At 71.1% G+C, this 12,336-nt stretch carries 11 protein-coding genes and 1 pseudogene; 8 read left to right on the top strand and 4 right to left on the bottom strand.

Going from position 1 to position 12,336, the window contains the following annotated elements:
• Positions 1–5: 5 nt before the first annotated feature.
• Positions 6–1,241, bottom strand: coding sequence for a glycosyltransferase 87 family protein (locus tag ACIQI8_RS11825; RefSeq protein ID WP_402347730.1), 1,236 nt, complete (start codon positions 1,239–1,241; stop codon positions 6–8).
• Between the two features lie 120 nt (positions 1,242–1,361).
• Between ACIQI8_RS11825 and ACIQI8_RS11820 the strand changes: the two genes are divergently transcribed.
• Complete coding sequence (locus ACIQI8_RS11820; protein ID WP_402347727.1) at positions 1,362–2,504, top strand: glycosyltransferase family 4 protein; 1,143 nt, start codon at positions 1,362–1,364, stop codon at positions 2,502–2,504.
• Between the two features lie 61 nt (positions 2,505–2,565).
• Here ACIQI8_RS11820 and ACIQI8_RS11815 read toward each other — a convergent pair whose 3' ends face one another.
• Positions 2,566–4,362 (bottom strand): AMP-dependent synthetase/ligase, encoded by a 1,797-nt coding sequence (locus tag ACIQI8_RS11815; RefSeq protein ID WP_402347725.1) that lies wholly within the window; start codon positions 4,360–4,362, stop codon positions 2,566–2,568.
• A gap of 250 nt (positions 4,363–4,612) precedes the next feature.
• Here ACIQI8_RS11815 and ACIQI8_RS11810 point away from each other — a divergent pair, with 250 nt between their 5' ends.
• From ACIQI8_RS11810 to ACIQI8_RS11785, 6 genes are all read left to right on the top strand, one after another.
• Positions 4,613–5,410 (top strand): metallophosphoesterase, encoded by a 798-nt coding sequence (locus tag ACIQI8_RS11810; RefSeq protein WP_402347722.1) that lies wholly within the window; start codon positions 4,613–4,615, stop codon positions 5,408–5,410.
• Positions 5,411–5,522: 112 nt separating this feature from the next.
• Entirely contained in the window at positions 5,523–5,966 is a 444-nt protein-coding gene (locus tag ACIQI8_RS11805; RefSeq protein WP_402347719.1) for an SRPBCC family protein, read from the top strand.
• Positions 5,967–6,015: 49 nt separating this feature from the next.
• Positions 6,016–7,182 carry an ArsA family ATPase gene (locus tag ACIQI8_RS11800; RefSeq protein ID WP_402347717.1) on the top strand — a complete coding sequence of 389 codons (1,167 nt, stop codon included), beginning with the start codon at positions 6,016–6,018 and terminating at the stop codon, positions 7,180–7,182.
• A 57-nt stretch (positions 7,183–7,239) separates the two neighbouring features.
• Entirely contained in the window at positions 7,240–7,749 is a 510-nt protein-coding gene (locus ACIQI8_RS11795) for a DUF5304 domain-containing protein (protein ID WP_402347714.1), read from the top strand.
• 55 nt (positions 7,750–7,804) lie between these two features.
• Positions 7,805–8,758 (top strand): ROK family glucokinase, encoded by a 954-nt coding sequence (locus tag ACIQI8_RS11790; RefSeq protein WP_402347711.1) that lies wholly within the window; start codon positions 7,805–7,807, stop codon positions 8,756–8,758.
• An 87-nt stretch (positions 8,759–8,845) separates the two neighbouring features.
• On the top strand, positions 8,846–9,604 hold the full coding sequence (locus ACIQI8_RS11785) for an endonuclease/exonuclease/phosphatase family protein (protein WP_402347708.1): 759 nt from the start codon (positions 8,846–8,848) through the stop codon (positions 9,602–9,604).
• Between the two features lie 31 nt (positions 9,605–9,635).
• Here ACIQI8_RS11785 and ACIQI8_RS11780 read toward each other — a convergent pair whose 3' ends face one another.
• Positions 9,636–10,220 (bottom strand): hypothetical protein, encoded by a 585-nt coding sequence (locus ACIQI8_RS11780; RefSeq protein ID WP_402347705.1) that lies wholly within the window; start codon positions 10,218–10,220, stop codon positions 9,636–9,638.
• Complete coding sequence (locus ACIQI8_RS11775; RefSeq protein WP_402347702.1) at positions 10,213–10,992, bottom strand: alpha/beta hydrolase; 780 nt, start codon at positions 10,990–10,992, stop codon at positions 10,213–10,215. Before ACIQI8_RS11775 ends, ACIQI8_RS11780 begins: the two co-directional genes overlap by 8 nt.
• Positions 10,993–11,179: 187 nt before the next feature.
• Here ACIQI8_RS11775 and ACIQI8_RS11770 point away from each other — a divergent pair.
• Positions 11,180–11,917: pseudogene (locus ACIQI8_RS11770) on the top strand (lysophospholipid acyltransferase family protein); the annotation flags it as partial.
• Positions 11,918–12,336 lie beyond the last annotated feature (419 nt).

Raw genomic sequence — 12,336 nt, 5'->3', positions numbered from 1 at the left:
GCCGGTCAGGGGGAGACCGAGGTCTCGTTCGCGTGCGTGGGCTGGTCGGGGACCGTGGCCGGCTCCTCGCGGGGGACCGTGGCGCGCCACAGGGCGCGGGCCGCGAGGATCGTGGCGAGGACCAGGAGACCGTTGCGGGCCGCCAGCAGGGTGATGCCCACCGGGGTGCTCTGGACCACGTCCGAGAACCAGATCGGGAACTCCAGGACCGTCACGAAGCTCGCCAGCAGGACCAGGACCGCGGGCGTGCCCATGCGGCTGCCGCGGAAGCAGACGCTGACCGCCGCGAGACCGATCAGCCAGACCATGTACTGGGGGCTGATCACCCGGCTGGTGACGGTGAACATCAGCACCGCGACGAACGCCGCGTCCGCCACCGTCGCCGCCTCGAACCGGGTGGCCGTCAGCCGCCACATCAGCAGCCAGCCGAAGATCATGCCGGTGAGCAGGAGGGCGGCCGTGCTGACCGCCTGCACATACGGCCCCACGAACTCCACCGAGCCGTAGTTGAGCAGCACCTGGCCGCTCCAGCCGTGGTGGCGGGCGATGTGGAAGACCAGTGAGCCCAGCGACTCCACCTCGGTGCCCCGGTCGCGCTGGAAGGTGAGGAACGCGAACGGGCCGGGCATCGCCACCGCGAACAGCGCGGCCACGCCGGCGATCGTGCCCACCGCCCAGGCCCACACCCCGCGCCTGCGGACGCCGACCAGGAGCAGCAGCGGCCACACCTTCAGCATCGCCCCGAAGCCCACCAACGCGCCCGTCACGCGCGGGTGCCGGGTGCCGGCCAGCACCGCGGCGACCGCGACGGCGGTGACCATCACGTCGTAGCGGGAGTAGACGGTCGGGCCGAGCAGCGGTACGCCCACCACCCACACCCAGGCGCCGCGCAGCGACTTGCCGGGGCGCCGGCCCGCGTACAGCAGCAGGGCGAAGGCGGCCAGGTCGGCGACGAAGGCGAGCACGAAGAACGCGTGCGCGTAGCCGAGGAAGGGCAGCAGCGCGGGCGAGAGGATCGGGAGCGCGGCGGCGGGCGGGTACTGCCAGGTCACGTCGTCGAGCGGGAAGGTGCCGGTGCGCAGCACGTCGTACCAGCCCTGGTAGATGACGGACACGTCGCTGGTGACGTCCGGGCCGGGGAAGACGTAGACCTTGAACACGAAGAGGAGCAGCAGCAGCCTGGTCACACCCCAGGTGCCCAGCAGCCACACCGGTGACCGCCCCGAGCCCGTCGTCTTCACGTGATCCCCTGCCGTCCGCTTCCCGCCTTGAGGGGAACATGATGGCCCGCCCTTCTGTGAGCGTGCCACAAGCACGGCCGGGCCCGGCCGGGGGCCGGCGGTTCGGTAGGGTCTGCGGCGATGCACAAGACCCTGATCGTGACCAACGACTTCCCGCCCCGGCCCGGCGGTATCCAGGCGTTTCTGCACAACATGGCGCTGCGCCTGGATCCCGAGCGCGTGGTGGTCCACGCCTCGACCTGGAAGCGGAGCCGCGAGGGCGTGGAGGCGACCGCCGCCTTCGACGCCGAGCAGCCCTTCACCGTCGTACGGGACCGCACGACGATGCTGCTGCCGACGCCGGGGGCGACCCGGCGGGCGGTCGGGCTGCTCAGGGAACACGGGTGCACGTCGGTGTGGTTCGGGGCGGCGGCGCCGCTCGGGCTGATGGCGCCGGCGCTGCGCAAGGCCGGCGCCGAGCGGCTGGTGGCCACCACGCACGGGCACGAGGCCGGGTGGGCGCAGCTGCCCGCGGCGCGTCAACTGCTGCGCCGGATCGGGGAGTCGACGGACACGATCACCTTCCTCGGCGAGTACACGCGCTCGCGCATCGCGACCGCGTTGACGCCCGAGGCGGCCGCGCGGATGGTCCAACTCCCGCCGGGCGTCGACGAGAAGACCTTCCACCCGGGCTCCGGCGGCGCCGAGGTGCGCGCTCGGCTCGGGCTGACCGACCGGCCGGTGGTCGTGTGCGTCTCGCGGCTCGTGCCGCGCAAGGGGCAGGACACGCTGATCCGCGCGCTGCCGAGGATCCTGGCCGCCGAGCCCGACGCCGTGCTGCTGATCGTCGGCGGCGGGCCGTACGAGAAGGACCTGCGCACGCTGGCGCGCGAGACCGGCGTCGCCGACTCGGTGCGCTTCACGGGCGCGGTCCCCTGGTCCGAACTGCCCGCCCACTACGGCGCGGGCGACGTCTTCGCCATGCCCTGCCGGACCCGGCGCGGCGGCCTCGACGTGGAGGGGCTCGGCATCGTCTACCTGGAGGCGTCGGCGACGGGGCTGCCGGTCGTGGCGGGCGACTCGGGCGGGGCGCCGGACGCGGTGCTCGACGGGGAGACCGGCTGGGTGGTCCGGGGAGACTCCGTCGAGGAGGCGGCGGAACGGATCGTCACGCTGCTCGGGGACGCGGAGTTGCGCCGCAGGATGGGGGAGCGGGGGCGCCGCTGGGTCGAGGAGAAGTGGCGCTGGGACCTGCTGGCGGAGAGGTTGAAGAAGCTCCTCTAGCCGGAGGTGGCGCGGGCCCTCGTTGAGGACACCGCGCCATGACACACCGTCAAAGGCCTTGCTACTTCTGGTAGATGGCCTCGATCTCGGCCGCGTAGTCCTTCGCCACCACATTGCGCTTGAGCTTCAGGGACGGCGTCAGGTGGCCCGACTCCTCCGAGAACTGGTAGGAGAGAATGCGGAACTTCCGTACCGATTCCGCCTTCGACACCGCGGCGTTCCCGTCGTCGACCGCGTCCTGGATCGCGGCGATCAGATCCGGGTCCTCGCGCAGCGACGCCGCGGTGGAACCCGCAGGCTTCCCGTGCTCGGCCGCCCAGCGGTCCAGGAACTCGTCGTCGATCGTGATCAGCGCGCCCACGAAGGGCCGCCCGTCACCGACCACCATGCACTCCGCGACCAGCGCGTGCGCGCGGATCCGGTCCTCGATCACGGCCGGCGCGACGTTCTTGCCGCCCGCGGTGACGATGATCTCCTTCTTGCGGCCGGTGATCCTGAGGTAGCCGTCCTCGTCGAGGGTGCCGATGTCACCGGTGTGGAACCAGCCGTCGGTCAGCGCCTCGGCGGTCGCGCCCGGGTTGTTCCAGTACCCCGTGAACAGGTGCTCGCCGTGCAGCAGCACCTCGCCGTCGTCCGCGATCCTGATCACCGAGCCGGGCAGCGGCTGGCCGACCGTGCCGATCTTCGTACGGTCCCAGGGGTTGAAGGCGGTGGCCGCGCAGGACTCGGTCAGGCCGTAGCCCTCCAGGACCGTGAAGCCGATACCGCGGAAGAAGTGCCCCAGCCGCTCGCCCAGCGGGGCGCCGCCGGAGATGGCGTACTCGCCCCGGCCGCCGAGCACCGCGCGCAGCTTGCTGTAGACGAGCTTGTCGAAGGTCCTGTGCTTGATCTTCAGGCCGAGCGAGGGGCCGGACGGTGTGTCCAGCGCCTTGCTGTACGCGATCGCGGTGTCCGCGGCCTTGTCGAAGATCTTGCCCTTGCCGTCCGCCTGCGCCTTGGCGCGGGCCGAGTTGTAGACCTTCTCGAAGACCCGCGGGACGCCCAGGATCAGCGTCGGGCGGAAGGAGGCGAGCTCGTCGGTGAGGTTCTTGATGTCCGGGACGTTGCCCAGCTTGATCGGCGCCATCATCGGCGCGATCTGCACCAGCCGCCCGAAGACGTGTGCCAGCGGCAGGAAGAGCAGGACGGAACACTCGCCCGTGCGGAACAGCGGGCGCAGCCGCTCCACGATGTTGCCGCACTCGGCGAAGAAGCTGCGGTGGGTCAGCACACAGCCCTTGGGGCGGCCGGTGGTGCCCGAGGTGTAGACGATGGTCGCCGGGTCGTCGGCCTTCGCCAGCGAGCCGCGCTCCTCGACCGTCGCGTCGCTGACGTCCTTGCCGAGCCGGCCCAGCTCCTCGATCGCGCCGGCCTCGATCTGCCAGACCTGCTTGAGGGCGGGCAGCCGGTCGCGCACCGACTCCACGGCGGCCGCGTGGCCGTCCAGTTCCACGACACAGGCGGTGGCGCCCGAGTCGGACAGGATCCACTCCACCTGCTCCGGCGAACTGGTCTCGTACACCGGCACGGTGACCGCGCCCGCGCTCCAGATCGCGAAGTCCAGCAGCGTCCACTCGTAGCGGGTGCGGGACATCAGGCCGACCCGGTCGCCCGGCTGCACGCCCGAGGCGATGAGCCCCTTGGCGGCCGCGTGCACCTCGGCCGCGAAGGCCGTCGCCGACACGTCCTGCCAGACGCCGCCGACCTTGCGGGCGATCACCGCCACATCGGGATGCTGCGCGGCGTTTCTCCGGACGATGTCGGTGAGATTGCCGTCCGCAGGGACCTCGTACAAAGCCGGAAGGCTGAACTCGCGCAAGACTGCTGCTCCTCATAGGGCGCCGGCGCCACGACGTCGTGCGATGCGACGGTGCGGTCCAAGACTGGACTGCCCGGACGTTACCCGTCGGTATGGCTGCTGCGACAGGGGGTCGGGGGGAGATGTTCGCCGTGTCACACAGATTGGTGTTCCAGTCCGTACGGTAGTCCACCCGCAAACTGACTGGCCAGTAACCGCAAGGCCCGTCGCCACTGTTCACGTACACCGCACACGCTTACCCTTGATCGTCATGGCACCCACACCAGCCGGTAACAGCAGGACACGCGTTCATGTGGTCAGTGACGTGCACGGCAACGCCCGTGACCTGGCCAGAGCCGGCGAGGGTGCCGACGCCCTGATCTGTCTGGGCGACCTCATCCTCTTCCTCGACTACGCCGACCACTCGCGCGGCATCTTCCCCGACCTGTTCGGCGAGGAGAACGCGGACCGTCTCGTCGAGCTGCGCACCGCCCGCCGCTTCGAGGAGGCCCGCGCACTCGGCGCCCAGCTGTGGAGCGGCATCGGCACCGACCGGCGGACGGCGATCGAGAAAGCGGTGCGCAAGCAGTACGCCGAGATGTTCGCCGCGTTCCCCACACCGACGTACGCCACCTACGGCAATGTCGACATGCCGCCGCTGTGGGCGGAGTACGCCGGGCCCGGCACCACCGTGCTCGACGGCGAACGCGTCGAGATCGGCGGCCGGACCTTCGGCTTCGTCGGCGGCGGCCTGCGCACCCCCATGAGCACGCCGTACGAGATCAGTGATGAGGAGTACGCGGCGAAGATCGAGGCCGTGGGCGAGGTCGACGTGCTGTGCACGCACATCCCGCCGGAGGTCCCGGAGCTGGTCTACGACACCGTCGCGCGCCGTTTCGAACGCGGCAGCCGGGCGCTGCTGGACGCGATCCGCCGCACCCGGCCCCGCTATTCGCTGTTCGGCCACGTTCACCAGCCGTTGGTGCGGCGGATGCGGGTGGGGGCGACCGAGTGCGTGAACGTCGGGCACTTCGCCGGGAGCGGGAAGCCCTGGGTGCTGGAGTGGTGAGAGACCGCAGGTAGGGGGTGAAGTGGGGCGGTCGACCGCACGGTAGCCTTCACGCTGCACGCACAGCCGCATGACGACGCCCTGCCGGTCCGCATCTGGAGGAGCCACAGCGATGGCGGAACACACCAGTTCGAGCATCACGATCGAGGCGGCACCGGCCGATGTCATGGAGGTGATCGCCGACTTCGCCCGCTACCCCGACTGGACCGGCGAGGTGAAGGAGGCGGAGGTCCTCGCGACCGACGGTCAGGGGCGCGCCGAACAGGTGCGGCTCGTCATGGACGCGGGCGCCATCAAGGACGACCAGACGCTGGCGTACACCTGGACCGGGGCCAACGAGGTGTCCTGGACGCTGGTCAAGTCCCAGATGCTGCGGTCCCTCGACGGGTCGTACATCCTGAAGGCGGCGGGTGACGGTTCGACCCAGGTCACGTATCTCCTGACGGTCGACGTCAAGATTCCGATGCTGGGGATGATCAAGCGCAAGGCCGAGAAGGTCATCATCGATCGGGCGCTGGCCGGACTGAAGAAGCGCGTGGAGTCGGGAGAGAAGTAGGGTCCTGGCCGCAGGGCCCCCCGGCCGGTCTCGGTTACCGTTCACCATCATGCGTACCCTCCTGATCACCGGCCCTGGCGGCAGCGGTCGTACGACCGTCGCCGCCGCCACCGCGCTCCACGCAGCCCGTGAGGGAACCCGCACTCTGGTGCTCAGTGCCGACCGGACCGACACCCTCGGTGCGGTTCTCGGCGTCGCGACCGGCCCGGTTCCGACGGAGGTCGCTGCGAACCTCACCGCCTGGCGTCCCGATGCCACCGCCCGTTTCCGGGACGACCTCGGTGCCTTTCAGGAGCGTGCGGCGAACGTCCTTGATCTGCTCGGTGCCTCCCGGCTGGAGGCCGAGGAGGTCACGCCCCTTCCCGGGGCCGAGGAACTGACCCTGCTGCGGGCCCTGCGCGATGCCGCGCTCGCCGAGGCGCACGATCTGCTGGTCGTCGATCTTCCCGCCGCCCCGCAGGCCCTCGCGCTGCTCGCCCTGCCGGAGGAGCTGCGGCGTTATCTGCGGCGACTGTTGCCGGCCGAACGGCAGGCGGCCCGTGCGCTGCGGCCGGTGCTCGGGCGGCTGGCCGGCGTGCCGATGCCCTCGGAGTGGCTGTACGAGACCGCCGGGCGCTGGGACCTGGAGCTGGGTGCCGTCGAGGCCGTGCTCGCCGACCGGGACACCGTCGTACGGGTGGTCGCGGAGCCCGGTCCGGCCGGGGCGGACGCCGTGCGCGACACCGTTCTCGCCCTTGCGCTGCGCGGGCTGCGGCCCGATGTGCTGGTCGCCAACCGGGTGCTGCCCGAGGCGGTCGCGGACGCGTTGCCCGGCCAAGTCGTCCAGCAGCGCAAGGTGCTGGAGGAGTGGCAGGAGTCGTACGACGTGCGGGCGGTCCGGCAGTTGGGGCATGACCCGCGGGGCGCGGACGATCTGGTCGCGCTCGCCGTTCCGGGCGTCGACGACACCGTCTCCGCCGTCGAGTGGCCCGTCGAGGACCGGCTCGCCGAGGACGGGGTGCTCGTCTGGCAGCTGCCGCTGCCCGGCGCGATACGCGACGAACTCGACCTCATCCGGCGCGGTGACGAACTCGTCGTCGCCGCGGGCGCCTTCCGCCGGATCGTGCCGCTGCCGTCCGCCCTGCGCCGGTGCACCGTCGACGGGGCCTCGCTGCGCGAGGGGGAGTTGCGGATCCGCTTCGCGCCGGACCGCGATCTGTGGCCGCAGAGGCCGTGAACGACTTACGCCCGTTCGGGTAACGTCGTAGAGACGAACCGTAGTCAGGAGTCCGTCATGAGCGAAGAGCTCCCTCCGTCCCAGGCCGGTACGGAGGACGCCGTGGACGAGGTGAGGGCCACCGACGCCGACGCGTGGGCCACCGCGTGCGCCGAGGATCTCGCCGCGGAGAAGGCCCGCCGCCGCGTCCAGTACGGCCAGCCGCCGGTGTCGGCCGCCGAGGAACTGCGCAAGCTCGTCGACGCCGTCGGCGACAAGCTGTCGTCGCTCAACTCGCCGTTGCTCGGCGCGGTCGCCGGACCGGCCGCCCAGCAGGTGGTGAAGCAGGTCGTCCAGCAGGCGAAGGCCGCAGTCGAGCCGGTCATCGAACGCAACCCGGACGTCTTCGACCACCTCGCCGCCGCCGGCAACGAACTCCTCGCCGCCTACCGCTCCGCGGTCCAGGCCCAGGAACAGCGCTGGACCACCCGCACGACCGGCCTCCACAAGGACCTCGACGAACAGCACGACGAGCGGGACGAGGACGGGGACGGTACCGGCCCCGGCCAGCGCATCGACCTAGACTGATTGCCCCCTCAGGTACGGTGGCCCATAGCGGGGCTCGACCGAAACTGAGGGATTCATGGGACTCACCATCGGCGTCGATATCGGCGGCACGAAGATCGCGGCCGGCGTGGTCGATGAGGAAGGCAACATCCTCTCGACGCACAAGGTGCCGACCCCGAGTACGCCCGAGGCCATCGTGGACGCCATCGCCTCCGCGGTGGAGGGCGCTCGGGCCGGGCACGAGATCGTCGGCGTGGGTATCGGTGCGGCCGGTTACGTGAACAGGCAGCGCTCCACCGTCTACTTCGCGCCGAACATCGACTGGCGCCAGGAGCCGCTGAAGGAGAAGGTCGAGGGCCGCGTCGGCCTTCCCGTCGTGGTCGAGAACGACGCCAACGCGGCCGCGTGGGGCGAGTACAAGTTCGGTGCGGGCAAGGGCCACCGCAACGTCATCTGCATCACCCTCGGCACCGGCCTCGGCGGCGGCATCATCATCGGCAACAAGCTGCGCCGCGGACACTTCGGGGTGGCCGCCGAGTTCGGCCACATCCGGATGGTGCCGGACGGCCTGCTGTGCGGTTGTGGCTCGCAGGGCTGCTGGGAGCAGTACGCCTCCGGCCGCGCCCTCGTCAGATACGCCAAGCAGCGCGCCAACGCCACCCCCGAGAACGCCGAGATCCTGCTCGGACTCGGGGACGGCAATCCCGACAGCATCGAGGGAAAGCACATCTCCATGGCCGCCCGGCAGGGCGACCCGGTCGCCGTCGACTCCTACCGTGAGCTCGCCCGCTGGGCAGGCGCCGGTCTCGCCGACCTCGCCTCGCTCTTCGACCCCTCCGCGTTCATCGTCGGCGGCGGCCTCTCCGACGAGGGCGAACTCGTCCTCGACCCGATCCGCAAGTCGTACAAGCGCTGGCTGGTGGGCGGCAACTGGCGCCCGGTCGCCGACGTGATCGCGGCCCAGCTCGGCAACAAGGCGGGCCTCGTCGGTGCCGCGGACCTGGCCCGGGAGCCCGACCCGATCATGTGACGCCGGTCCGGTGACATCGCTGTCCGCACGGCCGCGCCCGCCGAGCCCGCACCCCGGGACGGCGGGCTTCGTCGTATGTTGGCGACCATGGCGATTTCGACCCCGCTGCTGCCCAACTCCCGGACCGAATCGGACGGTTCCGCCGTCATCCGGGTCCTCAGCTACAACATCCGCTCGATGCGCGACGACACCGCCGCACTGGCCCGTGTGATCAGCGCCTGCGCACCCGATCTGGTCCTGGTCCAGGAGGCCCCCCGCTTCTTCCGCTGGCGCAAGAAGCTGGCCCGGCTCGCGGCCGCCTCCGGCCAGGTGGTCCTCACCGGCGGCGGCACCGCCGCGGGACCGGCGATCCTGTGCACCCTCCGCGCCACCGTCGAGCGCACCGAGGACGTCCTGCTGCCGCTCACCCCCGGCCAGCACCGGCGCGGGTTCGCCACCGCCGTCGTCCGCTTCGGCGGCGTCCGGCTGGGCGTCCTGAGCTGTCACCTCTCCCTGCAGAAGGACGAGCGGTACGAGCAGAGCGGCCTGCTCCTGGACCGGCTCGCCGGCCTCGGCACGGACCACGCGATCGCGGGGGGCGACATGAACGAACGTCCCGGCGGCCCCGCCTTCCAGCGGCTGACCGAGGGCCTTCAGGACTGCCGGACCACCGTCCCGTGGGGCGGTGAGTACACGTTCAACCCCGTCACCCCCTTCCAGCGCATCGACGCGATCTTCGCGACGAAGGGGGTCGAGGTACTGGGTTGTGGTGTCCCGCTGGGCCAACCGGGTGTGACGGAGACAGACCTGAGGGCGGCCACGGACCATCTGCCGGTCCTGGCCGCCCTCCGGATCCCCGCGAGTTAGTCGCCCGCCGGGACGTGGTGGACCGCGTGAGCTAGACGACCGCTCCGCGCCCCGGGTCCCCCTCGTCCTCGTCGTCCGTCTTCATGCGCATCACCAGCGTGGCGAACCCGCCCAGGAAGCCGCCGATGCCGACCGTGGTCAGCCACCAGGTCATCTCCCAGCCGAGCAGGACCGCCAGGAGAAGGAGCAGCGGGCCACCGATCACCCCGAGCCAGGCGAACTTGGCGGTCACGTCGGCGGCGGGCAGGGGCGGCGGCTCCGGCGGGACGAAGTGGCCCTCGTCGTCCTCGTCGAAGTCCGACTCGGCCGGCTCGGGCGCCGGGTAGTCGCGCGGGCCGACGCCGGGGGCGAAGGAGACGGAGCCGCCGAGCGGCTCCGCAGGCTTCTTCTCCTCCGCCTTCGGCGGTTTGGAGGAAGGCTCGGCCGACGGCGCGTCATTGGTCTCCGGCTCCAACAGGGCCAGATCCTCGATGGACTTGAAGGGTTTGGCACCCGGAGGGTCCTTGGGCTCTTCGCCGTACCCCTCGACGATCGCCGCCCACGCGGCGGCCTCGTCGAACGGGACGCCCTGCTCTTCGGGTTCGCGGTCCTCGCGATCCGAGTCGTGCTCAGCCACCTGCGGCCGTCCCTTCCTTGCCGACACTGGGTGCGAGCCGGCCGATGAACGCGAGGCTCTCCTCGAAGATCCGGTCCGCGTCGTGGTCCAACGTCGCGACGTGGTAGCTCTGTTCCAGCAGGATCTCCGTCACGTCCCGTGAGGAGACGCGGCCGAGGATCCGGGCCGAGTCGGCCGGCGGCACCACGTGGTCCTGCGGGCTGCGCAGCAGCAACAGCGGCTGGGTGACCTGCGGCAGCTCGCGGTCGACCTGCCGGAACAGGTTCCGCAGGGCATAGGCGGCGTGCAGCGGCACCCGGTCGTAGCCCAGCTCCTCGCTGCCCTCCTTCGCGATGTCGCTGGCGATGCCCTTCGTCGACGGCACGAGATGGCGGACCACCGGAAGGGCGTGGGCCGCGACGCCGTGCATCCTGTTCGCCGGGTTGACGACGATCACGCCGCTGATCGCGTCCCCGTGCTTGGCCGCGAGGCGCAGCGCGAGGGTGCCGCCCATGGAGAGGCCGGCCACGAACACCTCGGCGCAGCGCTCGCGCAGGGCCCGCAGCTCGCGGTCCACCTCCGCGTACCAGTCCTGCCAGCCGGTGAGCTGCATGTCCTCCCAGCGGGTGCCGTGGCCGGGCAGCAGCGGCAGCGAGACCGTGAGTCCGTGCGCGGCGAGATGCTGTGCCCAGGGGCGCAGCGACTGGGGGGAACCGGTGAAACCGTGACAGAGGAGGACCCCTGCCTGACCGCCCTCGTGGCGGTACGGCTCGGCTCCAGGAAGGACCGGCACCTTCGGTCTCCTGTTCATGAGAGTGGCGGTTCATGGGAGTGGCGGTTCATCGACGTCACGTGAAGTCCAGGTGATTCACCGTACGCGACCGCACTGACACCGACCAGGGTCGTCGGCTCCTTTGGCGGCAGGCCGCGTTAAGGTCTGATCTACAGACACAGGAGGCACTCGGTTGTTGTACGGCACGATGAAGGTCGCCATCGGGGGACCGCTGAAGGTCGCCTTCAGACCCTGGGTGGAAGGCCTGGAGAACATTCCGGCCGAGGGCCCCGCGATCCTGGCGAGCAACCACCTGTCCTTCTCCGACTCGTTCTTCCTGCCCGCGGTCCTGGACCGCAAGGTGACCTTCATCGCGAAGGCCGAGTACTTCACCACCCCCGGCATCAAGGGCCGGCTGACGGCCGCCTTCTTCAAGGGCGTCGGCCAGCTCCCGGTGGACCGCTCAGGCGCGCGCGGCGCGGGTGAGGCGGCGATCCAGAGCGGTCTGGACGTCCTGGCGCGCGGTGAGCTGTTCGGGATCTACCCGGAGGGCACGCGCTCGCCCGACGGCCGTCTCTACCGCGGCAAGCCCGGCGGCCTCGCGCGCGTGGCGCTCGCCTCCGGCGCCCCGGTGATCCCGGTCGCGATGATCGACACCGAGAAGATCCAGCCGCCGGGCAAGGTCATGCCCAAGCTGATGCGCCCGGGCATCCGCATCGGCAAGCCCCTCGACTTCAGCCGCTACCAGGGCATGGAACACGACCGCTTCGTCCTGCGCGCCGTGACCGACGAGGTCATGTACGAGATCATGAAGCTCTCCGGCCAGGAGTACGTCGACATCTACGCCACCGCCGCCAAACGCCAGCTCGCGGAGGCGACGAAGGCGGTCAAGGAAGCGGAGAAGGCCGCGAAGGCGGCACTGACCCAGTCCGAGAAACAGAGGGCGGCGGCGGGCGAGGTCCGGTCCGGTGCGGCGGCAGCGGGTGTGACGCCGGCCGACACTGTGGCACCGGACGAGGCCGACCCGGACAAGTCCGCAGAGGGTACGGCAGCGGGCGAGCCGGCAGCAGCCGAGGTCGCGGCGGACGAGTCGGCAGCCGGAAAGGCAGCAGCGGCGGAGGATTCGGCGCAGGTCGACGCTGCGGCATCGGACGAGCCCGAGGCGGGCGAGTCCGTGGCGGTCGAGCCCTCGGCTGATGACGCGGCAGCCGGCTCGGCGCACGCCGGCGACACGACCGCGGTGGGCGAGCCGGCAGCGGCGTCCGCGCGCGAGCTGCCGACGGACCCACCCGTACCGAGCGAGCCGTCGGCAGACACCCCGGCAGCCCCCAAGCCGTCGTCGGCCGGGAAACCCGCCGAAGCCGA

Source organism: Streptomyces sp. NPDC092369 (assembly GCF_044755245.1).
In the GTDB taxonomy this organism is placed as follows: domain Bacteria; phylum Actinomycetota; class Actinomycetes; order Streptomycetales; family Streptomycetaceae; genus Streptomyces.
Note: the sequence above shows the minus strand (reverse complement) of the source record. Positions and strands in the feature narration are given on the sequence as shown.

Bases quoted from the DNA above. Each gene is read 5' to 3' on its own strand.
- ACIQI8_RS11805 (WP_402347719.1), top strand. From the start codon at position 5,523: ATGGCGGAACACACCAGTTCGAGCATCACGATCGAGGCGGCACCGGCC.
- ACIQI8_RS11810 (WP_402347722.1), top strand. From the start codon at position 4,613: ATGGCACCCACACCAGCCGGTAACAGCAGGACACGCGTTCATGTGGTC.
- ACIQI8_RS11800 (WP_402347717.1), top strand. From the start codon at position 6,016: ATGCGTACCCTCCTGATCACCGGCCCTGGCGGCAGCGGTCGTACGACC.
- ACIQI8_RS11785 (WP_402347708.1), top strand. From the start codon at position 8,846: ATGGCGATTTCGACCCCGCTGCTGCCCAACTCCCGGACCGAATCGGAC.
- ACIQI8_RS11795 (WP_402347714.1), top strand. From the start codon at position 7,240: ATGAGCGAAGAGCTCCCTCCGTCCCAGGCCGGTACGGAGGACGCCGTG.
- ACIQI8_RS11790 (WP_402347711.1), top strand. From the start codon at position 7,805: ATGGGACTCACCATCGGCGTCGATATCGGCGGCACGAAGATCGCGGCC.
- ACIQI8_RS11820 (WP_402347727.1), top strand. From the start codon at position 1,362: ATGCACAAGACCCTGATCGTGACCAACGACTTCCCGCCCCGGCCCGGC.